This window comes from Aeromonas sp. S41-2 (assembly GCF_027705845.1).
In the GTDB taxonomy this organism is placed as follows: Bacteria; Pseudomonadota; Gammaproteobacteria; order Enterobacterales; family Aeromonadaceae; genus Aeromonas; species Aeromonas hydrophila.
Genome location: NZ_JAPDCG010000001.1, coordinates 383,450 through 406,633, shown reverse-complemented (window position 1 = coordinate 406,633; position 23,184 = coordinate 383,450). Strand labels below are relative to the sequence as shown.

22 protein-coding genes and 1 other RNA gene are annotated in these 23,184 nt (G+C 61.6%); 11 read left to right on the top strand and 12 right to left on the bottom strand.

From position 1 onward, the window contains the following. The first annotated feature begins 43 nt into the window (after nt 1–43). Nucleotides 44–919, top strand: coding sequence for a helix-turn-helix transcriptional regulator (locus OKC44_RS01850; RefSeq protein ID WP_005298937.1), 876 nt, complete (start codon nt 44–46; stop codon nt 917–919). Nucleotides 920–1,121: 202 nt separating this feature from the next. After that, nucleotides 1,122–2,375: an NADP-dependent isocitrate dehydrogenase gene (gene icd, locus OKC44_RS01845; protein WP_011705337.1), complete on the top strand. Its 1,254-nt coding sequence runs from the start codon at nt 1,122–1,124 to the stop codon at nt 2,373–2,375. Between the two features lie 87 nt (nt 2,376–2,462). On the opposite strand, the gene OKC44_RS01840 is transcribed toward icd, so the two are convergent. The 3 genes from OKC44_RS01840 to dsdX form a co-directional block, all read right to left on the bottom strand. Continuing rightward, nucleotides 2,463–2,639 (bottom strand): hypothetical protein, encoded by a 177-nt coding sequence (locus tag OKC44_RS01840; protein ID WP_011705338.1) that lies wholly within the window; start codon nt 2,637–2,639, stop codon nt 2,463–2,465. 333 nt (nt 2,640–2,972) lie between these two features. Further along, nucleotides 2,973–4,304, bottom strand: a complete 1,332-nt coding sequence (locus tag OKC44_RS01835) for a D-serine ammonia-lyase (protein WP_270810695.1) — start codon at nt 4,302–4,304, stop codon at nt 2,973–2,975. A 16-nt stretch (nt 4,305–4,320) separates the two neighbouring features. After that, on the bottom strand, nt 4,321–5,658 hold the full coding sequence (gene dsdX, locus OKC44_RS01830; RefSeq protein ID WP_187268259.1) for a D-serine transporter DsdX: 1,338 nt from the start codon (nt 5,656–5,658) through the stop codon (nt 4,321–4,323). A gap of 221 nt (nt 5,659–5,879) precedes the next feature. Between dsdX and dsdC the strand changes: the two genes are divergently transcribed. Continuing rightward, nucleotides 5,880–6,833 (top strand): DNA-binding transcriptional regulator DsdC, encoded by a 954-nt coding sequence (dsdC, locus tag OKC44_RS01825; RefSeq protein ID WP_270810692.1) that lies wholly within the window; start codon nt 5,880–5,882, stop codon nt 6,831–6,833. Nucleotides 6,834–6,854: 21 nt separating this feature from the next. Here dsdC and OKC44_RS01820 read toward each other — a convergent pair whose 3' ends face one another. After that, nucleotides 6,855–8,048, bottom strand: coding sequence for an ROK family transcriptional regulator (locus tag OKC44_RS01820; RefSeq protein WP_270810691.1), 1,194 nt, complete (start codon nt 8,046–8,048; stop codon nt 6,855–6,857). Between the two features lie 119 nt (nt 8,049–8,167). Here OKC44_RS01820 and OKC44_RS01815 point away from each other — a divergent pair, with 119 nt between their 5' ends. The 3 genes from OKC44_RS01815 (at nt 8,168) to OKC44_RS01805 (ending at nt 13,869) form a co-directional block, all read left to right on the top strand. Continuing rightward, entirely contained in the window at nt 8,168–11,455 is a 3,288-nt protein-coding gene (locus OKC44_RS01815; RefSeq protein WP_270810689.1) for a DUF5107 domain-containing protein, read from the top strand. A 72-nt stretch (nt 11,456–11,527) separates the two neighbouring features. After that, nucleotides 11,528–12,982 (top strand): sugar porter family MFS transporter, encoded by a 1,455-nt coding sequence (locus tag OKC44_RS01810; protein WP_270810687.1) that lies wholly within the window; start codon nt 11,528–11,530, stop codon nt 12,980–12,982. Further along, nucleotides 12,979–13,869, top strand: a complete 891-nt coding sequence (locus tag OKC44_RS01805) for an aldose 1-epimerase (protein WP_270810684.1) — start codon at nt 12,979–12,981, stop codon at nt 13,867–13,869. The genes OKC44_RS01810 and OKC44_RS01805 overlap by 4 nt, the downstream gene beginning before the upstream one ends. 94 nt (nt 13,870–13,963) lie before the next feature. Here OKC44_RS01805 and ssrA read toward each other — a convergent pair. Together ssrA and smpB are read right to left on the bottom strand one after the other, a co-directional pair. Continuing rightward, nucleotides 13,964–14,323, bottom strand: a transfer-messenger RNA (tmRNA) gene (gene ssrA, locus OKC44_RS01800). Nucleotides 14,324–14,442: 119 nt separating this feature from the next. Continuing rightward, nucleotides 14,443–14,931 carry an SsrA-binding protein SmpB gene (smpB, locus tag OKC44_RS01795; protein WP_011705343.1) on the bottom strand — a complete coding sequence of 163 codons (489 nt, stop codon included), beginning with the start codon at nt 14,929–14,931 and terminating at the stop codon, nt 14,443–14,445. Nucleotides 14,932–15,100: 169 nt separating this feature from the next. Between smpB and OKC44_RS01790 the strand changes: the two genes are divergently transcribed. Next, a complete protein-coding gene (locus OKC44_RS01790; RefSeq protein WP_011705344.1) occupies nt 15,101–15,535 on the top strand; it encodes an SRPBCC family protein in 435 nt (144 codons plus the stop codon). Next, the gene (locus OKC44_RS01785) at nt 15,528–15,875 is read left to right on the top strand and encodes an RnfH family protein (RefSeq protein WP_024943861.1); all 348 of its coding nucleotides are present in this window, start codon (nt 15,528–15,530) and stop codon (nt 15,873–15,875) included. Before OKC44_RS01790 ends, OKC44_RS01785 begins: the two co-directional genes overlap by 8 nt. Before the next feature lie 89 nt (nt 15,876–15,964). Here OKC44_RS01785 and OKC44_RS01780 read toward each other — a convergent pair whose 3' ends face one another. The 3 genes from OKC44_RS01780 to yiaY all read right to left on the bottom strand — a co-directional run bounded on the left by OKC44_RS01780 (nt 15,965) and on the right by yiaY (nt 18,348). Continuing rightward, entirely contained in the window at nt 15,965–16,600 is a 636-nt protein-coding gene (locus OKC44_RS01780) for an NAD(P)H-binding protein (RefSeq protein WP_270810682.1), read from the bottom strand. A gap of 122 nt (nt 16,601–16,722) precedes the next feature. Beyond that, nucleotides 16,723–17,061, bottom strand: a complete 339-nt coding sequence (locus OKC44_RS01775; protein WP_011705347.1) for an outer membrane protein assembly factor BamE — start codon at nt 17,059–17,061, stop codon at nt 16,723–16,725. Nucleotides 17,062–17,196: 135 nt separating this feature from the next. Continuing rightward, nucleotides 17,197–18,348, bottom strand: a complete 1,152-nt coding sequence (gene yiaY / locus OKC44_RS01770) for an L-threonine dehydrogenase (protein WP_270810680.1) — start codon at nt 18,346–18,348, stop codon at nt 17,197–17,199. A gap of 392 nt (nt 18,349–18,740) precedes the next feature. Between yiaY and udp the strand changes: the two genes are divergently transcribed. Continuing rightward, nucleotides 18,741–19,496 (top strand): uridine phosphorylase, encoded by a 756-nt coding sequence (udp, locus tag OKC44_RS01765; RefSeq protein ID WP_011705364.1) that lies wholly within the window; start codon nt 18,741–18,743, stop codon nt 19,494–19,496. Nucleotides 19,497–19,664: 168 nt separating this feature from the next. Here udp and OKC44_RS01760 read toward each other — a convergent pair whose 3' ends face one another. Next, on the bottom strand, nt 19,665–20,393 hold the full coding sequence (locus OKC44_RS01760; protein ID WP_270810678.1) for an RluA family pseudouridine synthase: 729 nt from the start codon (nt 20,391–20,393) through the stop codon (nt 19,665–19,667). Between the two features lie 151 nt (nt 20,394–20,544). On the opposite strand from OKC44_RS01760, the gene rihA reads away from it, so the two are divergent. Both rihA and OKC44_RS01750 read left to right on the top strand, forming a co-directional pair. After that, on the top strand, nt 20,545–21,480 hold the full coding sequence (gene rihA / locus OKC44_RS01755; RefSeq protein ID WP_019838592.1) for a pyrimidine-specific ribonucleoside hydrolase RihA: 936 nt from the start codon (nt 20,545–20,547) through the stop codon (nt 21,478–21,480). A 34-nt stretch (nt 21,481–21,514) separates the two neighbouring features. Continuing rightward, nucleotides 21,515–21,985: a hypothetical protein gene (locus tag OKC44_RS01750; RefSeq protein ID WP_270810675.1), complete on the top strand. Its 471-nt coding sequence runs from the start codon at nt 21,515–21,517 to the stop codon at nt 21,983–21,985. A gap of 238 nt (nt 21,986–22,223) precedes the next feature. On the opposite strand, the gene OKC44_RS01745 is transcribed toward OKC44_RS01750, so the two are convergent. Both OKC44_RS01745 and OKC44_RS01740 read right to left on the bottom strand, forming a co-directional pair. After that, nucleotides 22,224–22,520: a winged helix-turn-helix domain-containing protein gene (locus OKC44_RS01745; RefSeq protein WP_270810673.1), complete on the bottom strand. Its 297-nt coding sequence runs from the start codon at nt 22,518–22,520 to the stop codon at nt 22,224–22,226. Continuing rightward, a complete protein-coding gene (locus OKC44_RS01740; RefSeq protein WP_005298974.1) occupies nt 22,517–23,047 on the bottom strand; it encodes a DUF1523 family protein in 531 nt (176 codons plus the stop codon). The genes OKC44_RS01745 and OKC44_RS01740 overlap by 4 nt, the downstream gene beginning before the upstream one ends. Between the last annotated feature and the right edge of the window lie 137 nt (nt 23,048–23,184).

Genomic DNA, 23,184 nt, shown 5'->3' with positions numbered 1-23,184 from the left:
GCGGGCACCGCAACCGCTTGCCTCTCTCTTGATCAGGATCAGCATGTCTCTTGTCTTCAGCCAGTTGCTCGATGGCGCCCTCCACGAGCAGGCCCCCTTCGACCAGATCTGGTTTGCCCAGGATCAGGGGGTGCCGCCCGGTTTCAGCTATCAGGTCAACTTTCCCCGCCTCGAGCTGGTGTTCAGCGGCGAGTACCGCAACCAGATCTGGGACAGGGAGCAGGGCTGCCAGGAGATCTGCATCGCCCCGGGGCAGGCGCTCTACATCCCCCCCAACGGCTGGAACAAGCCACTCTGGACCACCGATTGCTCGGTGCTGAGCCTGCTGTTCGGCAAGCGTCAGCTCGGCTTCAGTCTGGTGAGCAAGCGGCGGGAAGACCCCGATTTCTTTGACGTGCAAAAGCACAGCATCATGGCTCGGGCCGGCCATGTGAACGAACACATACTGGCGGCACTCAACGTGCTGACCGAGGATCCCGCTCGCTCCCCCACCGACAATCACCTGCTGCAGGCGCTGCTCACCAGCGTGCGCCAGCTGCTGGCCGAGTCCACCTTCGAGCGGCCGCGGGGGGCCGAGCTGTTTCACGGGATCTGCATCTATATCCAGGAGAACTTTCACCGCCCCATCAGCCGGGATTCGATCGCCCATCGCTTCAACGTCTCGGCCAGCCACCTGTCGCACCTGTTTCGCGAGCAGGGGCACATGCGCCTGGCCGATTACATCAGCTGGGTGCGCATCGATCGGGCCAAGTTCATGCTCAAGAAATACCGCTTTCGCCTCGAAGAGGTGGCCAGTCGCTGCGGTTACAGCGATGTGAACTATTTTTGCCGGGTGTTCAAGCAGAAGACCGGGCTGACCCCCTCCCAGTACCGGGCACTCAGCCAGCCGCAGGGGCAGGCCGAGGGGCTGGCGGGATAAGCAGGGATGCTGCTGGAGCCTGTCCGAGTCAGGCACCGGCGGGGCTGCTTCGGATCCGGAGCAGGCCGAAGGGACGCATTGTGATCCAGTGCGCGACTATGGTCTGACATGCGTGCTCGCCATTTGATTCTGCAAATGGATGGGCTTAAGATGGCCGCGCGCAACTTACAGATTGATAACAAACGGAAGTTAGGAGATGCCGATGGAAAGCAAAGTAGTTATCCCGACCCAGGGCCAGAAAATCACAGTCGATGCCAACGGCAAGCTGCAGGTTCCCAACCATCCGATCATTCCGTTTATCGAAGGGGATGGCATCGGTGTGGACGTGACCCCGGCCATGTTGAATGTGGTGAATGCCGCGGTCGAGAAAGCCTACAAAGGCGAGCGCAAGATCGCCTGGATGGAGATCTACACCGGCGAGAAGTCGACTCATGTCTATGGCGAAGGTGCCTGGCTGCCGGCCGAAACCCTGGATTTCATTCGTGAATACTGCGTGGCCATCAAGGGCCCGCTGACCACTCCGGTCGGTGGCGGTATTCGCTCCCTCAACGTGGCCCTGCGCCAGGAGCTGGATCTCTACATCTGCCTGCGCCCGGTCCGTTACTACGAGGGCACCCCGAGCCCGGTCAAGCGTCCTGATCTGACCGACATGGTGATCTTCCGCGAGAACGCCGAAGACATCTACGCCGGCATCGAGTGGAAAGCCGACAGCGACGAAGCCAAGAAGGTGATCGCCTTCCTGCAAAACGAGATGGGCGTGAAGAAGATCCGCTTCCCCGAGACCTGCGGCATCGGCATCAAGCCCATGTCCAAGGCCGGCACCGAGCGTCTGGTGCGTGCCGCCATCGAGTATGCCATCGACAACGATCGCGACTCCGTGACCCTGGTGCACAAGGGCAACATCATGAAGTTCACCGAAGGTGCCTTCAAGGATTGGGGCTACGCCCTGGCCCAGAAAGAGTACGATGCCCAGCTCATCGACGGCGGCCCCTGGTGCTCCTTCAAGAACCCGAAAACCGGCAAGACCATCGTGGTCAAGGACGTCATCGCCGACGCCTTCCTGCAACAGATCCTGCTGCGCCCGGCCGAGTATGACGTCATCGCCTGCATGAACTTGAACGGCGACTACATCTCCGACGCGCTGGCGGCCCAGGTGGGCGGCATCGGCATCGCACCGGGTGCCAACATCGGCGACGGCGTGGCCCTGTTCGAAGCAACCCACGGCACCGCGCCGAAATACGCCGGTCAGGACAAGGTCAACCCAGGCTCCCTCATCCTCTCCGCCGAGATGATGCTGCGCCACATGGGCTGGACCGAAGCGGCCGACCTCATCATCAAGGGGATGGAAGCGGCGATCCGCAACAAGACCGTCACCTATGACTTCGAGCGTCTGATGGAAGGGGCCACCCTGCGCTCCTGCTCCCAGTTCGCCCAGGACATGGTCGACCAGATGTAATTTGGTCCCTGAAATGCAAAACCGGCGCCATGAGCGCCGGTTTTTTTATGGGTGATGGGCGGGTGCCGATGGGGGGCACCCAATGGGTCAGGTGGTCTTTTCCACGTGCTGCTGGTAGATCTGCTGCCATTTGCTGAACTCGGCCTCGTCTCCCTGGGCCTGCCAGAACTCGCAGATGGAGCTGGCGAGTTCGGATGCCATGGCGTGATCCCCATCGCGGCGACTCATCAGATATTGTCCCAGCCAGCTTTGATATTGTTTCATTGCCCGATCTCCTTATCTCGTGTGTCTTGCTGACCGCCGCCAAGCTTTGTGCCGGACGGGGCCATCAGGCCACGGTTTTTCTGCATGCCCGTGATGGTTGTGATCGACGGATTGGGTCGCGATCTCGCCGGATCAGGGCGCCAACGTGGGTGCAGATGTCAAAAAACGGCCACTATCGTATCACAAAATAACCAGCTTGGGGGGATTGTCGGCAATTCAAGGTGTCCAGCTGTCTGGCCGTCTGATGTGTGGGATGGTGAGCAGGGGCGCCATCTTGCTGATCCCACACGAGAAAAACCCGCCAATCTGGCGGGTTTTATGGCTGAAAAAAGATCAGAGGCGGGCGCTGGCCAGGTACTTTTCCATCTCCTCGGCGGGCACCATACCACCGCCGGTGGCCCATACCAGGTGGGTGGCCCGGGCCATCTTGGCTGCATTCAGCCCTTGGCTGGCCTGCCACTCAAGGTTGGCCGCGACGCGCCACGGACCTGCCATGCCGGCCAGTGCCGAGGGTTCGAGCTTGATCTGCTCAGCGCGGGCCAAGAGTCCGAGCAGGTCATACATCTCCTGATCGCTCAGGGTGTAGAAACCTGCCAGCAGCCGCTCCATGGCGCGGCCGACAAAGCCGGAGGCGCGCCCCACCGCGAGGCCGTCGGCCGCGGTGAGGTTGTCAATGCCAAGGTCTTGCACCGCAATGGCATCGTGCAAGCCGGTGTGCACCCCGAGCAGCATGCAGGGGGAGTGGGTCGGTTCGGCGAACAGGCAGTGGACGTGGTCCCCGAACGCGAGCTTGAGGCCAAAGGCCACCCCGCCGGGGCCGCCACCGACGCCGCAAGGCAGGTAGACAAACAGCGGATGGTCGGCGTCCACCACAATCCCCATGTCATCAAACTGCTTTTTCACCCGCTCACCGGCCACCGCGTAGCCGAGGAACAGGGTGCGGGAGTTCTCGTCATCGATGAAGAAGCAGGCGGGATCGCGCTCAGCCTCCTTGCGGCCCTGTTCCACCGCCACCCCGTAATCCTCGGCGTATTCCACCACGATGGCGCCATGTTCGCGCAACTTGCGCTTCTTCCACTCCCGCGCATCGGCCGACATGTGGACGGTGACGCGAAAGCCGAGGCGGGCGCTCATGATGCCGATGGACATGCCAAGGTTGCCGGTAGAGCCCACCGCGATGCTGTACTGGCTGAAGAAGTGGCGGAGATCGTCTGTGAACAGCTTGCGATAATCGTCCTCTTCGCAGAGCAGACCGGCCTTGATGGCCAGCTGCTCGGCATGGGCCAGCACCTCGTAGATGCCGCCGCGGGCCTTGATAGAGCCGGAGATGGGCAGATGGCTGTCTTTTTTGAGCAGCAGCCGGCCGCTCACATCGACTCCGTAACGGGCATTCAGCGTGCGCTGCATGGCTGGAATGACGGCGATGTCGGATTCGAGAATGCCCTTGCTGGCGCGGGTCTCGGGGAAGGCTTCACACAGGTAGGGGGCGAAGCGGGCGAGTCGGGCGGAGGCATCCGCCACATCGCGGCCATCCAGTCCCACATGGGGCAGACCTTCCTTCAGGGTAGTGGCCTTGGGGTTGAACCAAGTCACCGGTTCCAGCACGATCAGGGATTGCAGCAGCGGAAACTGCTGGGTGAGTTGTGATACGTCGATGTTTTTCATGGTGTTCTCGGCCTCGTTACACGATACAGGAGAGCAGGAAAGTGCCGGCCAGCGCCATCAGGGAGGCGACGAAGGTGGCGGTAGTGTAGTACTTGAGCGTTTCGTTCAGGGTGGCGCCGCAATACTGCTTGACCAGCCAGAACAGGGAGTCGGTGACCATGGTGCAGCCAATGGCACCGGAGCCGATGGCGAGCGTCATGATCTCCGGGCTGATGTTCGGGTAGTGCACCATGATGGGGGAGACGATGGCGGTCGCCCCCATCATGGCGACGGTGGCTGAGCCCACGGCGGCGTGTAGCACGATGGCCACCAGCCAGGCCAGCAGGATGGGATGCATGTCGAGCTGGGAGAGGATGGTGGCCAGGCCGTCCCCCAGGCCGCTGGCCTTGAGTACCCCGTTGAAGGCGCCGCCGGCACCGATGATCAGCAGTATGTTGGCGATGGAGGAGAAGCACTGCTCGGTCTGGTCCAGCAGCCCTTCCATCTGCATGCGCCGGCGGATCCCCAGTACGTAATAGGCGGTGAAGGCGGCGATGAACATGGCGGTGATGGGGTTGCCGATAAACTCCAGCAGGGTATAGAGGTGGCTGGCGTGATCCATGTTGAGCTCGGCCACCGTCTTGACCAGCATCAGCAGGATGGGCAGCAGCACGGTGAAGAGAGAGGCGCCCAAGGTGGGTAGCTCGGCCTCGTTGCGGGCCTGGATGTCGGCAAAGGCGGCAGGCACCTCCTTGAACGGTACCCGCTTGCCCAGCAGCTTCAGAAACAGCGGGCCGCCTACCAGCGAGGCAAACAACCCGACCGCGAGGCCATAGACGATGACGGATCCCACATCGGCGCCCAGCTGATTGGTGACATAGAGGGCGGCGGGGTGGGGTGGCACTATGCAGTGCACGGCCATCAGGGCGGTACAGAGCGGAATGGCCAGGGTCAGCAGCGAGGTGTTGGTCTTGCGGGCGATGGAGAAGGCCAGCGGAATGAGCAGTACTACCCCCACCTCCACAAACAGGGTTATACCGCACACCAGCCCGACCAGCACCATGGTCACCTGGGGCGACAGCCAGCGGCATTGCTGCAGGGCGAGGCCGATGCGCTCGGCGGCGCCCGACACCTCCATCATCTTGCCGAGTATGGTGCCAAGGCCGATGACAGCGGCCAGAAAGCCCAGCGTGCCGCCTATGCCTTCCTCCATGGCATTGACCATCTTGAGCGGGTTCATCCCCATCAGGGTGCCCACATAGAAGCTCGCCAGCAACAGGGCGAGGAAGGGGTGGACCTTGCCCTTCACTATGGTGACGACGATCAGCAGTATGCTGGTCAGCAGGGTTCCGACGATCCACATTTCTGAATTCATGGCGTGCCTCTGTCATGGGAATGATGTTGGCGCTATTGAATGAAAATGCAGGTTCCCTGACAAATGATGAAATCGGCAGTTTGGGTGAGCTGGATTGATGCAAAGGTGCCACATTCATCACATTTATGTTGTGAAGGTGGTTTTGCATGGTGTGAGCTGATGCAAGAGAGCGCTTTTTCGGTATCATCGGCGCACGTGTGGAAGGGGGCAATGGGGGCGTCATGTACCAGCAGGATCATCAGGTGGCCAGAAGCCGCATCGCGGGAAACAAACTGCTCAACGGCTATCAGCTGGCCAGGCTGCACACCTTCGAAGCGGCAGCCAGACACGGCTCCTTTGCGCTGGCGGCCGATGAGCTGGCGCTCAGCCCGAGTGCGGTGAGCCACCGGATAAGCGCGCTGGAGGAGGATCTCGGCTTCAAGCTGTTCCAGCGCTTTCACCGCAAGGTGGCGCTGACGGCAGACGGGCAGCGGGTGTTCTGGGCGCTCAAGTCATCGCTGGAGTTCATCAACCAGGAGATCCTGGAGATCCGCCATCAGGAGCTGTCGGGCACCCTGACCGTCTACTCGCGCCCCTCCATCGCACAGTGCTGGCTGGTGCCTCGGCTGGCGGACTTCTCCCGCCTGCATCCCCAGATCGAGCTCAACATCATGACCGGCAACGAGAACATCAACCTGCACGGTTACGGCATCGATCTCACCCTCTATTTCGATGACAAGACGCCTACGCGGTTCGCCATCCATCCGCTGATGGACGAGTACATGGTGCCGGTGTGCAGCCCGGAGTATGCCGAACAGCACGGGCTGCTCGGCAACCCGGCCAACTTGGCGCACTGCCGCCTGCTCCATGATCGGCAAGCCTGGGGCCATGACTCCGACGGCGACGAGTGGTCCAGCTGGGCCGAGCAGTCCGGCGTGTCGCTTTCGGCATGCAGGGCCAGCATGGGGTTTGATCGCTCCGATCTCGCCATCATCGCCGCCATGAACCACGCCGGGATCGCCATGGGACGGCAGAACTTGGTGAGCAAGCGGCTGGCGCGGCGCGAGCTGGTGGCCCCCTTCCCGGACATGGCGGTGCGCTGCGCCCAGCGCTACTACATCGCCACCCTGCCCAATTGCCAGAACCCCAAGGCACAAGCCTTCATCGACTGGGCCTGCCAGCAGGCGCGGGACTGAGTCAGCCCTTGCGCAAACAGGCTAGCGAGGCTGTGCCAGGACATTTTCCACATAGAGATAGCCAATCCCCATCACCTGCTGGGCGCGGCTGAGCTGGCCAAAACGGATGTGGGTGGCGTTGACGGCGTCGCTGCAGTCAAACGGGTTGGCACCGGTCTGATGGATGATGGTCTGCAGCCACTCCTCGCCAAAACCGCAGCTGCGGCCATAGAGCCAGATACGGTTGATGTTGAGGATGTTGAGGAAGTTGTAGAGGCTCAGGCCAATGGCGCGGGCTCCTTCGTCCACCATGGCCCGGATCATGGGATCCCCCTGATGGTAACGTGCCAGCAGCTGGGCTGTGCCGACACGCCCCTCCGCCAGCGCAGCGGGATCCGCCCCCTGCTGCTTGAGAAAGACCCGGGCCCGCTTCTTGATGGCCGAGAGGGAGGCGACCGTCTCCAGGCAGCCGTAGCGGCCACAGGCACAGGCGCTGCCATCCGGGTTGATGATGGTGTGGCCGATCTGGCCGCTGCCAAACAGGGCTCCCCGGTAGATCTGGCCGTTGATGATGAAGGCTGAACCGATCCCGTAATCGACGTTGATGACGCAAAAATCGCCGACGTTTTCCGCCCCCTGCCATTTCTGGGCCAGCGCCAGCATGATGCAGTCGTTGTCCACCATCACCTCGCAGCCGAGGCGCTCCTCCAGCAGATATTTGAGCTCGACCGGCGCGTGCCAGGGGGCTTGCGGCATGGTCTGCGACACCCCGCTGGCCGGGTTGACCTGACCGTGTACCGCAATGGCCAGCCGGATCGCCAGCCCCTTGTGGCGGCGCTTGTGCTGGTAGTAGCAGGCCTCAATCAGACGCAGCAGCTCGTCCGGGGTTTGCGGCGCAATTTTCTGACCGGCGTAGTCATCGAGGGGGGTGATCAGGTTGTCCACCAGAATGCTCTCCAGACTGGTGGGGCTGATATTGAGGCAGAGGATTGCCCCCTGACCGCTGGCGATGCGGTAGCTGCCACCATTGATGCCGCGCTGGGAGAGGTTCTGGTCGCTGTGGCTGATGGCCCCTTCGGCGACCAGTTCGTCGAGGATCTTGCTGACCGCCGGAATGGAGAGCTCGCAATGGCGTGCCAGGGTGGACTTGCTCGCCTCCTTGAGCTGGTAGAGCAGGGCCAGCAGCACCTGCTTGTTGTGGTGGCGTACCTTCTGGTTGTTCAACCCTGTGCTCATCACTTCACTAAACTCCGCTTACTGTATTGCGTGATCTTTAGGCAATTAATGGTGGTTTAACCATTCTAATCTGGTCTCACTGAAATTTTTACTAACAAGTATTAAGTGAGGCGAGAGTGATGAGAGCTGATGTCAAGGTCTGGGTCGAAACCATCACCCTGCCGACCTACGAGGTGGGCGCCGAAGATCCCAACCCCATGTTTCTCGAGAAGCGGGTCTATCAGGGCTCCTCGGGGGCCGTCTATCCCTATGGGGTGATCGATACTCTTACCGGCCAGAAGCAGATGAAGCCCTATCGGGCGGTCTGGCTGGAGAACGACTTCATCAAGGTGATGCTGTTGCCGGAGCTGGGAGGTCGCATTCACCGTGCCTATGACAAGGTGATGAATCGCGACTTCGTCTATTACAACGAAGTGATTAAGCCGGCGCTGGTGGGGCTGGTGGGGCCCTGGATCTCCGGCGGCATCGAGTTCAACTGGCCGCAGCACCACAGACCCACCACCTTCATGCCGGTGGACTTCACCATCGCGGAGCAGGAGGGTGGCGCCAAAACCGTCTGGCTGGGTGAGGTGGAGCCGATGCGTGGTTTGCAGGTGATGGCGGGTTTCACCCTCTATCCCGACAGGGCGCTCATCGAAATCACCGGCAAGGTGTTCAACGGCAACGACACGCCGCGCCATTTCCTCTGGTGGTCCAACCCGGCAGTGAAAGGGGGCGATGCCCACCAGAGCGTCTTCCCGCCCGATGTCACCGCCGTCTACGACCACGGCAAGCGCGACGTCAGCGCCTTCCCTATCGCTCGCGGCACCTACTACAAGGTGGACTACTCCGCCGGGGTCGATATCTCCCGCTACCGCAACATTCCGGTGCCCACCTCCTACATGGCGGACAAGTCTGACTACGACTTTGTCGGTGCCTACTGTCATGACGAGCAGGGCGGCCTGTTGCACGTGGCGGATCACCACGTCTCGCCGGGCAAAAAGCAGTGGAGCTGGGGCAACTGTGACTTTGGTCTGGCCTGGGATCGCAACCTGACCGACGACAACGGCCCCTACATCGAGCTGATGACCGGGGTCTATACCGACAACCAGCCCGACTTCACCTGGCTGGATGCCGGTGAAGAGAAAGTGTTCGTGCAGAACTTCCTGCCCTACAACACCCTGGGCACCCTGCAAAACGCCAACACCCGCGCCGCCATCAAGCTGGAACGCAGCGATGACGGCCTCGTCTGCGGGGTCTATGCAGTAGCGCCACTTCTCGGGGGCAGCTTCGAGGTAAGCGACGAGGGGGGCGTGCTGTTTACGCAACCTCTGGATCTGCAGCCGGGTCAGGCCTGGCTGGAGCTGTTCGCCATTACCGGCGAGGGGCGTTTGCAGGCCCGTCTGCTGGATGAGCAGGGTCAGTGCGTGCTGAGCTATCTGGAGCATCAGCCCGCAGGCGAGGCTCTGCCGGATCCGGCCACCGCACCAGAGCCCGCCGTCAACCTCGACTCGGTCGACGAGCTCTACTTCATCGGCCAGCATCTGGAGCAGTATCTGCACGCCAGCCGCTCGCCCTTTGATTACTACCTGCGGGGGCTGGAGCTGGATGGCGGCGACTATCGCTGCAATCTGGCACTGGCGACCCTGGAGTACAACCGTGCCAATTACGAGCAGGCGCTGCTTTATGCCAGTCAGGCGCTAACCCGTGCCCATCGCCTCAACAAGAACCCCCAGTGTGGCAAGGCGAGCTTGCTGCGCGGCCATATCGAGGAGCGACTCGGCCAGTTCGATGCCGCCTTCGATGACTTTTACAAGGCGACCTGGAGCGGCAACTGTCGCGATGGCGGCTTCCTCGGGCTGGCCCGTATCGCCATGGTGAGCCGCGATGCCTTGCAGGCGCTGCAATTTGTCGAGCGCAGTCTCGCCGTCAACGGCACCCACTACGGCGCCATCGCCCTCAAGGGATTGGCCCTGCTGGAGTCTGGTGAGCCGGAGGCAGCCATCGCCTATATCGACGAGCAGCGAGTCCGCTATCCACTCCACTATCAGCTGGCCTTCCTGCGCTGGCTGGCAAGCGAGCAGACCGCCGATCGCGACGCGCTGGTACATCTCTGCAACGGGCGTGGCACCAACCTCTGCTTCCTCGTCAGCGAACTGCTGAGCTGGCGGCGCCCCGAATTGGCCAGCAAGCTGCTGGCAGCCCTGCCGATGGAGGAGACCCTGCCGCTGCTGTTCGAGGCGAGCTTGTTGGCTGCGGGGCCGGAGCAGGAGGCGCTGCTGCAACGGGCCGAGCAAGCGTTTGGCCGCAAGGTGCGCTTCCCCAACACCTTGGGCGAGGTGGCCATGCTGGCGCAGCTTTCCCACAGCTGGTTTGCCAGCTATCTGCTGGGCTGCTTTCACTACAGCAAGCGCAACTACGGGCAGGCGATTGCCCTGTGGCAGCGGGTGTGCGAGCAGGCACCGGACTTTGCCCCGGTCTGGCGCAACCTCGGTATCCACCAATTCAACAAGGCGGGTGATATGGCGGCGGCCGAGCAGTGCCTGCGCCGCGCCTTTGCCCTCAAGCCGGACGATGCACGGCTGCTGTTCGAGCTGGATCAACTGCACAAACGTTGCGCCATGGCCCCCGCAGAGCGGCTGGCCCTGCTGGAGGCGCACCGGGCGGTCGCCCTCAAGCGTGACGATCTGACCGCCGAGCTGCTCAGTCTCTATCACATCACCGGCCAGCTGGAGGCGGCGGCGGAGATCTTGCGGCTGCGCGAATTCCACCCCTGGGAGGGGGGCGAGGGCAAGGTGACTGGCCAGTACCTCATCAACCAGCAGCGCCGGGCGTTGGTGTTGATGACTGAGGGACGCCACGAGCAGGCTATTCCGTTGCTGCAACAGGCGTTGAACTATCCCCTCAATCTGGGGGAGGGGCGTCTGGTTGGGCAAACCGACAATGACATCCACTTCCTGCTGGCGCTCTGCCATCTGGCCTGTGACAACCAGAGTCTGGCGGCCCAGTGCCTGCAACAGGCTTGTCTGGGCCAAGGATCGCTCGGGGCCAGCCGCTACTACAACGATCAGCCGGTGGATTATCTCTTCTATCAGGGTATGGCGCTGGCTCGTCTTGGACGGGTTGCCGAGGCGCAGCGTCTGTTTGAAGGGATGGTCGGCTGGGCCGAGCAGGCAATGGGCGAGTCGGTCGAGGCGGACTTTTTCGCCGTCTCGCTGCCGGATCTCATCGTGCTGGATGACGACCCGCAGCACAAACACCGTCAGCACTGCCTGCTGGTCCGGGCCCTCGGCCAGTTGGGGCTGGATCAGCGTGCAGCGTGTGCCCAGACCCTGCGCGAGCTGCTGACCCTCAACCCGGCCCACGACAAGGGGCAGCTGTTTGCCCTGATCTGCCGTGAGCTGTCACTCAATCCATCACAGCCATAACAACAACGGGCGCCCCGCCACGGTACGGGGCGCCACTGCACCCTACAATCGACAAGATAATAAGGATGAGTCATGGAACACACTCAACATCGCTCGGATACGCACCGGCTCAACATGGGCTACGTCTGGATGATCTGCCTGGTGGCCGCCTGCGGTGGCCTGTTGTTTGGTTACGACTGGGTGGTCATCGGCGGGGCAAAGCCCTTCTATGAGGCCTATTTCTCCATCACCGATCCGGCCCAGTCCGGCTGGGCCATGAGCTCGGCGCTGGTGGGCTGCGTGCTGGGGGCCGCCATCTCCGGCTGGTCGGCGGATCGCTTCGGCCGCAAGAAGCCGCTGATCCTGGCCGCCATCCTGTTTACCATCTCGGCATGGGGCACCGCTGCGGCCAGCAACTTCGATCTGTTCGTGGTCTATCGCATCGTGGGGGGGATCGGCATCGGTCTGGCCTCCGCCCTCTCGCCCATGTACATCGCCGAGATAAGCCCAGCCGACAAGCGAGGCAAGTTCGTTGCCATCAACCAGCTCACCATCGTCATCGGCGTGCTGGCTGCCCAGCTGGTCAACCTGATGATCGCTGATCCGGTCGCGAGCAACGCCACCCAGGCCGATATTCTGGCGACCTGGAACGGCCAGTCCGGCTGGCGCTGGATGTTCGGGGCCGAACTGGTACCTGCGCTGGCGTTTCTGGTGCTGATGTTCTTCGTGCCGGAGTCACCGCGCTGGCTGGCCAAAGATGGCCAGTATGAGAAGGCGGCCCGCATGCTCGGCAAGATTGGTGGTGATGGCTATGCCAAGCAGACGCTGGCCGAGATCCGCCAGACCCTGGTGGGGGAGTCGGCGCACAAGGTATCGCTGGCGGAGCTGGGCAAGCCCTCGGTGCGCCCCATCCTCATCATCGGCATGGTGCTGGCGGTGTTCCAGCAGTGGTGCGGCATCAACGTCATCTTTAACTACGCGCAGGAGATCTTTGCCTCCGCCGGGTTTGACATCAACAGCACCCTCAAATCCATCGTCGCCACCGGCCTTATCAACCTGCTGTTTACCCTGATTGCATTGCCCATGGTGGACAAGCTCGGCCGCCGCAAGCTGATGCTGATTGGCTCGGCTGGTCTCACCATCATCTACGGCATGATGGCCGCGGCCTATGCCAGTGGCGTGTTGGGCTTGCCGGTGTTGCTGCTGGTGCTGGCGGCCATCGCCATCTATGCCCTGACGCTGGCACCGGTCACCTGGGTGCTGCTCTCCGAAATCTTTCCCAACCGGGTACGGGGGCTGGCGATGTCGGCCGGAACCCTGGCGCTCTGGATAGCCTGCTTCGTGCTGACCTACACCTTCCCGCTGCTCAATGCCGGGCTGGGGGCCGCGGGCAGCTTCCTGCTCTACGGTATCATCTGTTTCGCCGGTCTCATCTTTATCTATCGCAAGGTGCCCGAGACCAAAGGAGTGACGCTAGAGGCACTGGAAGCCCAACTGGCTCAGGGGAAGGTCGAACTGACGCCGACCAAGGCGAGCGCCTCGGCATGACGGTTTACACATTGAGCAACCCGCATCTTAGGATGCGGGTTTCAACACAAGGAGCCTGTGTGCTGGATCTTGAGGATGACAAAGGGCGCCCGTTGCTGCGCGATAGTGACCCTGATGCTCCTTACGATCCCGGGCAATGGCATCCCGGCGAAAGCGCCCTCTTTCCCATGGTGCCGCTGGCCAACCGGGTGGCAGGCAACCGTTTTGAGTTGTGGGGGAAGGAGTATGGCTTGCCAGAAAGCCCCGTTGATCCCGACTTCTTCCTGCATGGCGATGGCTGGTTGCTGCCATGGCAGCGGGTGGCGGGCTCAGTCAGTTCGGTGACGCTGCAACTTGCTAGCCAGTGCGGCCTTTTTCACTATCTGGCCGAGATTGACTATCGGCTGCAGGGTGTGAGTCTGTTGGCACGCATCAGTCTGACCCATCTGGGAGAGGCGCCTTGTCTCTACGGCGCGGGTTTTCACCCCTTCTTCTGGCGCGACGAGCAGACCAAGATTCGCTTTCTGGCGAGCGGCGCCTGGCAGGAGGGGCCGGAGCATCTGCCGACCGATTGGTCGAGCCGGCTGGCGCCCCACCTTGACTTTCGCCAGTGGCAGCGCCCGCAAGGGTGGTTCAACCACTGTTACGGTGGCTGGCATGGCACGGCTGAGCTGGTGCACCCCACCCGCCGTCAACGGTTGAAGGTGGTCAGCGATGCCTCCTTCCTGATGCTCTACCAGCCGGATGACGCGAGCGGTTTTGTTTGTCTTGAGCCCCAGAGCCACGCCGCCAATGCCCACCATATGGCCGGTCACCCCGGCCTGCGACTGCTGCAGCGCGGTGACACCATGAGCATCGCGATGACTATCACTCTGATGCCAGCGTTGATAGATAGTTGCGAGGCGTAACGGGATAAGCGGCGAGATTGTGCGGTTGGGTGTTTGCTGAAAACAGAGGAATAAAAAAGGGCCACCTCTTGCGAGGTGGCCCTTTCCAAACGTTTGGTGGAGCTGGGGGGATTTGAACCCCCGTCCAAAATTACTACATCCTTGGCACTACATGCTTAGTCACTCTTTACATTCGCCAACCCGCTGCGGAGAGACACGCCACGAATTGACTAGCTCGATTGGTTTTAATGCTTCCGCCCCGAGCAGGACTTCCACACGATCCTGTGAAGGATGACCTTCCGATTCCCTAGGACACAGGCAAGCTAGGGTAGAAGGGCTCAGCGCAGGTTATTAAGCTGCGAGTGCGTAGTTTTCGTCGTTTGCGACTATTTTTTTGCGGTTTATTAACGAGGCCTACCGCACCTCGGCATGCACCTTGGGTTTCGTGAATCTTGTCGAATCCAGAATCAGCCCCAAGTTGTTAAGAGCGATTGTACGCAAAAATCCTGTCATGGCAAGGCGTTGATGGCAATCGACCGGCCTTGGCCGGTCGATTGCTGGTTTATTGGGCGACGCCCGGCAGGCGGCGTACCATCAACCGCGGTGCTTGTTCTTCATGATGCGCGCTTTTTCCCGATCCCATTCGCGGGCCTTGGTGTCTTCGCGCTTGTCGTGCTCTTTCTTGCCCTTCACCAGGCCGATCTCGACCTTGACCCAGCACTGTTTCCAGTAGAGGGCGAGGGGAACGACGGTGTAGCCCTGGCGGGCGATCAGGCTCTCGAGCTTGTCGAGTTCACGACGGCTCAGCAGCAGTTTGCGAGTCCGGGTCGGGTCACATACCACATGGCTGGAGGCCGCTTGCAGTGGCAGGAAGCTGGAGCCGAACAGGTAGGCCTCACCATCGCGGAAGATGACATAGGCTTCGCTGATGTTGGCCTTGCCCGCCCGCAGAGATTTGACTTCCCACCCTTGCAGGGACAGACCCGCCTCGATCTTCTCTTCGATGAAGTATTCGTGGCGCGCGCTTCTGTTGAGTGCAATGGTGTTGGACCCGGCTTTGTTTTTACTGTTTTTTTTGCTCATGACGGGCGATTTCCGGCAATGACTGGGAGGAGGGCATTATACGTGGGCAAGGGCGGCTGTAAAACGCGCAGCGGGTCAACTGATGGCTTTATGAGCAGTTTGGCCGAGGTTTTACCTCCACAAGATGAAACATGATGATAAAATCGCGGCGATTGGATGAGGAAAAGCCATGCCCCGTATTACTCGCAGTGCCCTGGTGATGTTCAGCGCCGAACAGATGTTCAGGCTGGTCAATGATGTTCACGCTTATCCGGAGTTCCTGCCCGGTTGTGTCGGCAGCCGTGTCCACGAAACCGGCGATGACTATATGACGGCCTCGGTCGATGTTGCCAAGGCCGGGATTGCCAAGACCTTTACCACCCGCAATCTGCTCGATGCCAACCGGCAGATCAAGATGGAGCTGGTGGAGGGGCCCTTCAGCAAGCTGGCGGGCTGGTGGACCTTCACGCCGCTGGATGTGGATGCCTGCAAGGTGGAGTTTGATCTCGACTTCGAGTTCACCTCCAAACTCATCGAGCTGGCCTTCGGCCAGATCTTCCGCGATCTGGTGAGCTCCATGGTGCTCGCCTTCTCCAACCGCGCCAAGGTGGTGTACGGTGCCTGATCAACTCAACATCGAAGTGGTCTACGCCCTGCCCGAGCGGCAGACGGTGCTGCGGCTGCGGGTGCCTGCACAGACCTCGGTGCTGGCCGCTCTCGAGCAATCCGGCATAGTGCAAAAACACCCCGAGATCGATCTGGCGGTCAACAAGTTCGGCATCTACAGCCGACCGGTCAAGGGTTCCGAGCTGCTGCAAGATGGCGATCGCATCGAGATCTACCGTCCGCTCATCGCCGATCCCAAGGAGATGCGCAAGAAGCGCGCGGAAAAGGCCAAGGAAGAGGGGCGTGCCGATGTGGTCACGGGTGGTCGTCCCAATGCCAATCGCAAACAGTCTGACTGAATGCCTGCATTGGCATGCACCTCATATAAAAAAGGCGCCTTGGCGCCTTTTTTGATCCCGTCATCTACCCGCCAAGTCGAGGGGCTTCACTACAGCTGGAGCAGTCGCTCGTTCTCAACCACTTCGCAGCCGGCGGGCTGGCGGGAGAGGGCGATCATGGCGCGGGCCACCTGGCCGGCCTCGATGGCGCGCCAGCGGCGCAACCTGCCAACCAGCAGCGGCTTCAGCAACGGGTAGATGGCCTGGAAAAACTGCTCCGAGCGGCGCGGTGGCTGGCGGTCTCCCAGCAACATGGCGGGGCGCACGATGGCGAGTCGCGGCCAGGACTGGGCCAGCAATGCCTGCTCCATCTCCCCCTTGGTGCGCGGATAAAGGGCAGGGGAGTGCGGGTTGGCCCCCAGGCTCGAGACCACCACCAGTCGCTGGCAGCCGTGGCGGCGGGCCAGCTCGGCAAAGGCCAGCACATAGTCAAGATCGACCCGTCGAAAGGCCTCGGCCGAGCCGGCTTCCTTGCGGGTGGTGCCAAGGCAGCAGAAGGCGAGATCCACCGGTTCGGGCAGATTCACCTCGGCCAGCATATCGAAATTGACCGGTAGCCAGTGGTGGGCGGGTTGCGGCTGCCCGGGCTTGCGGCAGAGCAGGGTCAGTTGGTGCTCCGCTGGCAGTTGTCGCACCAGCTCGCGGCCGATGAGGCCGCTGGCTCCGGCGATCAGGATCCGGCTCATGCTGCTCTCCCTGTGTGATGAAATTGACGTCCGCATCCGTTGAGGGGCGGTTCTGCAAGCGGGTTGTCCGCGGCTGGCGGCGCTAAAGCAAAACCGGCGCGAGGCCGGTTTTGTTGATGGGATCAGAGCGGGGTATGGAAGGCCGCTGGCAGCGGGAAGTCGCCGGTGACCGTGGCCAATCTGTCGTTGGCAAAGGTCAGGGTGAGCTCCTTGCGCTCTTTCTCGCCGCGCCCCGGCTGGAATTCATAGAGGTAATACCAGGTGTTCGGGTCAAAGCCGTCGCGCAGCATGGCGGAGCCCAGCACGAACTCGACCTGCTCGCGGGTCATGCCCTGGCGCAGTTTGTCGACCTGTTTTTGTTCCACATAGTTGCCCTGAGGAATATCGATGCGATAGACCAGGCTGCAACCAGACAGGGTGAGGGCGGTCAGGGCCGCGGCAATCAGGTGTTTCATCCGCATATCGAGTTCAGATCATCCATTCAAGTCTTTTTAAGCTCGGCAAATCATACCGGCTCCCTCTACGGAAGTAAAAAGCCATTGATCCATCAGCCAATAAAAAGGGCCGCCATGCGACCCTTTCTGCCGATTGCGCCCTTACATGGCGGCGCGGAAGATGGCGACTATCTCGTCGTGGCTCGCCTGTTTCGGGTTGGTGAAGCCGCAGGCATCTTTCAGGGCGTTCTCGGCCAGCAGGTTGAAGTCATCGGCCTTGACGCCGAGCTGCTCCAGCCCAGCCGGGATCTTGACGTCGCGCGCCAGCTGCTGGATGGCGGCAATGGCGGCGGCGGCCCCTTGCTCGTCATTCATGGCGCTCACGTCGACCCCCATATGACGGGCTACATCCTTGAGCCGGCCGGCGCACACCTGGGCGTTGTAAGCCTGCACGTGGGGCAGCAGCACGGCGTTGCACACCCCGTGCGGCAGGTCGTAGAAGCCGCCCAGCTGGTGGGCCATGGCGTGCACGTAGCCCAGGCTTGCGTTGTTGAAGGCCATGCCGGCCAGGAACTGGGCGTAGGCCATCTGCTCGCGGGCGTGCAGATCGTCCCCCTGATTGACCGCGGTGCGCAGGTGCTTGGCGATGAGCTGGATGGCCATGATGGCGCTGGCATCGGTCACCGGGGTGGCGATGGTGGAGACATAAGCCTCGATGGCGTGGGTCAGCGCATCCATGCCGGTGGCGGCGGTGAGGCCGGCCGGCTTGGCCAGCATCAGCTCGGGGTCGTTGACCGACATCAGCGGGGTGACGTGCTTGTCGACGATGGCCATCTTCACGTGGCGGGCCTCGTCGGTGATGATGCAAAAGCGGGTCATCTCGGAGGCGGTGCCGGCGGTGGTGTTGATGGCGATGAGCGGCAGTTGCGGCTTGGCGGAGCGATCCACCCCTTCGTAATCCTTGATGCTGCCACCGTTAGCGGCCACCAGGGCGATGCCCTTGGCGCAGTCGTGGGGCGAGCCGCCGCCCAATGAGATGACGCAGTCGCAGCCATTGGCCTTGAGCATGGCCAGGCCCGCTTCCACGTTGGTCATGGTCGGGTTGGGTTTGGTCTCGTCGAAAACTGCGCTTTCAATGCCATGTTCTGCCAAGAGGGCGGCAACCTTGGTGACCACGCCGATCTGATTGAGGATCTTGTCGGTGACGATCAGCGCCTTGCGATGGCCATAACCCTTGATATCGGCTGCCGCCTCTTGCAGACAGCCTGCTCCCATCAGGTTGATTGCGGGAATGTAGAACTTGAATGTCGCCATGATGGACTCCGTTTTATTAGCCATTAAGTGGTATACGGGCGCCAACATAACATCGTCAGAGGGGATGAAAAGGGGTCAATGGTATCTGCTTTGCAACTTTATGGACTCGATCACGTACCGGAAACATGGGGCGCGACAGGGATTGACAAGGGCCCTTGCCCGTTCGCGGGAAGAAAAACGTTTTTCAATTAATTCATCAGGTTAGCAAACGTTTTGCGCCGAATTTGTCACTGTCAATGCAAGGAAGTGTGAGATGCTTCAAGGAATTGGAAAGCGCTTTCGACCATAGTTGGCGCCTCCCCGACGAGGGGAGTGAAGGCTTGAAAGTACCATAAAGAATCATCTTAACTTGCGCCCTGACCATGCTGGTGGGGAGCAACCAGGAGTCCACTATGTCTGATGTATTTCACTTGGGTTTGAAGAAAGCGGATCTGCAAGGCGCCACCCTGGCGATCGTCCCTGGTGATCCCGAGCGCGTGAAGCGCATCGCAGAGCTGTTGGATAACCCGGTGCACCTGGCCAGCCATCGTGAGTTCACTACCTGGCGCGGCGAGATGGACGGCAAGGCCGTGATCATCTGCTCCACCGGTATCGGCGGCCCGTCCACTTCCATCGCGGTGGAAGAGCTGGCTCAGCTGGGCATCCGTACCTTCCTGCGCATCGGCACCACCGGCGCCATCCAGCCGCACCTGAACGTGGGCGACGTGATCGTCACTACCGGTTCCGTGCGCCTCGACGGTGCCAGCCTGCACTTCGCGCCGATGGAGTTCCCGGCCGTGGCCGACTTCGACTGCACCACCGCGCTGGTCAACACCGCCAAAGAGCTGGGTTCCAAGCTGCACATCGGTGTGACTGCCTCCTCCGATACCTTCTACCCGGGTCAGGAGCGTTACGACACCGTATCCGGCCGCGTCGTGAGCCGTTTCCAGGGTTCCATGAAAGAGTGGCAGGCCATGGGCGTGCTGAACTACGAGATGGAATCTGCCACCCTGCTGACCATGTGCACCAGCCAGGGCCTGCGCGCCGGTATGGTGGCTGGCGTCATCGTCAACCGTACCCAGCAGGAAATCCCGAACGCCGAGACCATGGCGAAGACCGAATCTGATGCCATCAAGATCGTACTGGGCGCTGCCCGCAAGCTGATCTGATAGCCCTCTTTGTAACAAAGAGTACCGAGTGGGGGGTGGGGGCCGTTGCGAAAGCACGGCCCCTATCTTTATCCGCCGTTTACCGCTTTTCTTCTCCCGTCACCCCTTTCACTATTCCCGCCGCACTCGCGTCTATTGCCATCTACTGACGGCCTCTACTCATTGCCCCTAAAAATGGGGCTCGCAGCGGATCTGCATCGGCTCACCGCTCACAGGATGTGCAAAATCCAGCTCGCTGGCATGCAACATTAGCCGCAGCGCCTGCTCGCAGCCAGGCGACAGCAGGCCGCCATAGAGATCGCAGCCGAGAATGGGATGGCCCAGCTGCTGGCTGTGGATGCGCAGCTGATGGGTGCGGCCGGTTTCCGGCACCAGTCGCACCCGGGTCAGCGGCACTGTCTGTCCCTGCATCTGCTGCGCCAGCCGCTCAATCACTTGATAGCGGGAGCGGGCGGGTTTGCCGTTGATGGCGCAGATGCTCATCAGCGGAAACAGCGCCGGATCCTTGGCAATGGGGGCATCGATCACCCCTTCGTCTTCGGCCAGGTGGCCGCACAGCAGGGCGCTGTAGGCCTTGCTCACCGCCCGCTGGCTGAACTGGCGGCAGAGCAGGGCGTTGATGGCCTTGTTCCTGGCCACCAGCATGATGCCTGAGGTGCCAAAATCGAGGCGATGGACCAGGGCGCAGCCGGGGTAATCCTGCACCAGCCGATGGTGCACCGAGTCGAGGTTCTGCGGGTTCTTGCCCGACAGGCTCAGCAGGCCGCTTGGCTTGTTGATGAGCAGCAGGTGCTCATCCTCGAACAGGATCTCGATGGTGGCCGCACAGGGCGGGGCGATGAAGGTGTCGACGATGACGGACATGGGGCGCACGGTCTGAAAAGGGAGGGGGATCATACCCGAACCGGCGAAGCGCGGCGAATCGGTGTGAGTGCCACAGGCAAGTGATTGATCTGTTTGGCCAAGGCGTTTTGTGACTCCCTCCAGAGTTAATCCTGCCACAGCTTGCTAAGGTATGGCTCCCTGTCATGTTGTAAGGAGTCCGTCCATGGCGTTGCCCGTTATTCTCGATTGCGATCCCGGCCACGATGATGCCATCGCCCTCATCCTGGCGCTGGCCAGCCCCGAACTCAAGGTGCTGGCGGTCACCACCAGCGCCGGCAACCAGACGCCGGACAAGACCCTCAACAATGCCCTGCGTATCCTCACCCTGCTGGGGCGCGACGACATTCCGGTAGCGGCGGGGGCTCCCAAGCCGCTGGCCCGCGAGCTTATCATCGCCGACAACGTCCACGGCGAATCGGGCCTCGATGGCCCCAAACTGCCTGATCCGGCCTTTGCCCCCGTGGCCATGACAGCCCTTGAGCTGATGGCCAAGTGCCTGCGCGAGAGCCCAGAGCCCGTGACCCTGGTGCCGACCGGCCCGCTCACCAACATCGCCCTGCTGCTGGCGGCCCACCCCGAGCTCAAATCCAAGATCGCCCGCATCGTGCTGATGGGCGGCGCGGCGGGAGCCGGCAACTGGACCCCGGCGGCGGAGTTCAACATTTATGTGGACCCGGAAGCGGCCGATATGGTGTTCAAGTCGGGGCTCCCCATCACCATGTGCGGGCTGGACGTGACCCACCAGGCGCAGGTGATGGACGAGGATATCGAACGGGTTCGCGCCATCACCAATCCGGTGGCCCAGTGCGTGGCCGGGCTGCTCGACTTTTTCATGATCTACCACCGGGATCCCAAGTGGGGATTTGCTGGCGCGCCGCTGCACGACCCCTGTACCATTGCCTGGTTGCTGGCCCCCGCGCTGTTCCACGGGGTCGAGTGCCGGGTCGATATCGAGACCGGCGGCACCCATACTAGCGGCATGACGGTGGTGGATCGCTACGGTCTGACCGGCAAGCCGGCCAATGCGCTGGTGCTGCTGGGGCTGGATCGGGCTGGCTTTATCGATCTGCTGGTCACGCGGCTGCGGGCCTTTGACTGAACGCAGTTCCACTCTTGCAAGAAGGGGCGAAGCGATGTGGAAGACAGGGCTGGCACTGCTGGCCGGGTTGCAACTGACGGGGTGTGCCACGCCGTTCGAGTCGATGTGGCAGGGGCTGGCGACCTGCGAGCTGGATGATCTCTATCTCGACAGCGAGACCGGCAAGCCGGCGCACCCACAGCTCAACCACTACACCCCCTACAAGGTGGCGGACGGCTTCGCCTGGTACAAGACCCGCCAGGAGCTGCACGGCCTGCCCATCAGCGGTTTTCTTATTCCGGCCTCCACCTTCGAGGTGCACGCCCTGTTCGTGGATACCCCCATCGCCAATGCGCGCCGGCTTACCCACAACGCCTACGGCAGCGAGTTTTCCGACGAGCAGAAGCACGACGCCGGGCTGGCGCCCCTGCTGCTGCGCGATCCCAACAACCCCAAGCGCTCCATCATCGACTGCACCAAGGGGGAGACCCAGGATCCCTTGCCGGAGGAGCCTTTCCCCGAGTGAGTGCTCCGTCGGCCGGGCCACTGCCAGGCTGACAAGATAGAAGAAGGGCCAGCCTGGTCGGCTGGCCCTTCTTTATTTGACGGATTGGATCCTGTTTCAGGCTGGCTTGCTCAGCCTGCCCCAGTCACAGACGACCTCAGGGGTAACCCAATGTCTCCTTGATGGTCGGCAGCTGGGCCTCGATCCAGGCAGGATTGCTCGGATTGTCCCCCAGTCACAGACGATCAAGTCTGTGGCTTCAGGGATACCCCAGCGTCTCCTTGATGGCAGGCAATTGCGCCGCGATCCAGGCTGGATTGATGGGCCCCCAGTCACTGATGCGATAGTGCCCCTGCAGATGGCGAGCCCCCTCGGTCTGCTCGAAGCCGCAGCTGATGTCCAGCTCGGCCAGGGCGCTGAGCGTATCCTGCGCGGTGCGGCGCGGCATGCCGGTCGACTCCATGATGGCCGGTACCGTATCCGTGCCCTGGCTGATGAGCCAGGCCACGTAGAGCCGCCGATAGAAGCTGGTGCGCGTCTTGCTCGGCTCACTCATATCTCGTCCTCGAGACGATCGAAGTAGCGCCAGGTGGCGATGGCAGCCTTGCCCATCACCAGGGCCCAGATGCCGAACCAGAACCAGCGGAAGAAGCTCCAGGTGGAGGCGTCGGGTTCGGTGCTCTCAATCTTGGTGACGTTGGGGAACATGGAGAACATGTTGATGCGCCAGCCGTAGGAGGTGATGATGGCCAGCCGTTTTTCGAACTCCATCGACTTGGCCTTGGCCTGCACGTCGGCGGCGTTGAACTTGAAGTAGAAGGGCCAGCCCCACTCGGTATCCTCGTTGCGGAACACGCGGATCTTCTCGCCGGGACGCTCGGTATAGATGTAGTAAACGTCGGTGGTGGGGCCGTCGGCCGGGTTCTTCTGGCTGATGGGGCCATCCTTGTCGGTGCGTTTCACCTCCACCCCTGTGATGGTGGCGATGGTGTGTTCCGGCAGATAGAAATCGAGCCAGATGGCGGTGACGAGGGCGATGAGCCCGAGGCCGATGAAGGCCGGTTTCTTGAAGGACAGCTTCATGATGATCTCGCATGAGGGGGAGTGACGTGCCTCTACCATACCCATATTTGGTGAGGTAGCCCAGCCCCCAATGAAGCCTGATCATAAAAAATAGCGTTTAAAACAATAACAAGTCGTCAGCGTCATTAACAGAGAGG

Excerpts from the sequence above, each read along its gene's own strand:
- OKC44_RS01850 (WP_005298937.1), top strand. The coding sequence starts at position 44 with ATGTCTCTTGTCTTCAGCCAGTTGCTCGATGGCGCCCTCCACGAGCAG.
- icd (WP_011705337.1), top strand. The coding sequence starts at position 1,122 with ATGGAAAGCAAAGTAGTTATCCCGACCCAGGGCCAGAAAATCACAGTC.
- OKC44_RS01840 (WP_011705338.1), bottom strand. The coding sequence starts at position 2,639 with ATGAAACAATATCAAAGCTGGCTGGGACAATATCTGATGAGTCGCCGC.
- OKC44_RS01835 (WP_270810695.1), bottom strand. The coding sequence starts at position 4,304 with ATGAAAAACATCGACGTATCACAACTCACCCAGCAGTTTCCGCTGCTG.
- dsdX (WP_187268259.1), bottom strand. The coding sequence starts at position 5,658 with ATGAATTCAGAAATGTGGATCGTCGGAACCCTGCTGACCAGCATACTG.
- dsdC (WP_270810692.1), top strand. The coding sequence starts at position 5,880 with ATGTACCAGCAGGATCATCAGGTGGCCAGAAGCCGCATCGCGGGAAAC.
- OKC44_RS01820 (WP_270810691.1), bottom strand. The coding sequence starts at position 8,048 with ATGAGCACAGGGTTGAACAACCAGAAGGTACGCCACCACAACAAGCAG.
- OKC44_RS01815 (WP_270810689.1), top strand. The coding sequence starts at position 8,168 with ATGAGAGCTGATGTCAAGGTCTGGGTCGAAACCATCACCCTGCCGACC.
- OKC44_RS01810 (WP_270810687.1), top strand. The coding sequence starts at position 11,528 with ATGGAACACACTCAACATCGCTCGGATACGCACCGGCTCAACATGGGC.
- OKC44_RS01805 (WP_270810684.1), top strand. The coding sequence starts at position 12,979 with ATGACGGTTTACACATTGAGCAACCCGCATCTTAGGATGCGGGTTTCA.
- smpB (WP_011705343.1), bottom strand. The coding sequence starts at position 14,931 with ATGAGCAAAAAAAACAGTAAAAACAAAGCCGGGTCCAACACCATTGCA.
- OKC44_RS01790 (WP_011705344.1), top strand. The coding sequence starts at position 15,101 with ATGCCCCGTATTACTCGCAGTGCCCTGGTGATGTTCAGCGCCGAACAG.
- OKC44_RS01780 (WP_270810682.1), bottom strand. The coding sequence starts at position 16,600 with ATGAGCCGGATCCTGATCGCCGGAGCCAGCGGCCTCATCGGCCGCGAG.
- OKC44_RS01775 (WP_011705347.1), bottom strand. The coding sequence starts at position 17,061 with ATGCGGATGAAACACCTGATTGCCGCGGCCCTGACCGCCCTCACCCTG.
- yiaY (WP_270810680.1), bottom strand. The coding sequence starts at position 18,348 with ATGGCGACATTCAAGTTCTACATTCCCGCAATCAACCTGATGGGAGCA.
- udp (WP_011705364.1), top strand. The coding sequence starts at position 18,741 with ATGTCTGATGTATTTCACTTGGGTTTGAAGAAAGCGGATCTGCAAGGC.
- OKC44_RS01760 (WP_270810678.1), bottom strand. The coding sequence starts at position 20,393 with ATGATCCCCCTCCCTTTTCAGACCGTGCGCCCCATGTCCGTCATCGTC.
- rihA (WP_019838592.1), top strand. The coding sequence starts at position 20,545 with ATGGCGTTGCCCGTTATTCTCGATTGCGATCCCGGCCACGATGATGCC.
- OKC44_RS01750 (WP_270810675.1), top strand. The coding sequence starts at position 21,515 with ATGTGGAAGACAGGGCTGGCACTGCTGGCCGGGTTGCAACTGACGGGG.
- OKC44_RS01745 (WP_270810673.1), bottom strand. The coding sequence starts at position 22,520 with ATGAGTGAGCCGAGCAAGACGCGCACCAGCTTCTATCGGCGGCTCTAC.
- OKC44_RS01740 (WP_005298974.1), bottom strand. The coding sequence starts at position 23,047 with ATGAAGCTGTCCTTCAAGAAACCGGCCTTCATCGGCCTCGGGCTCATC.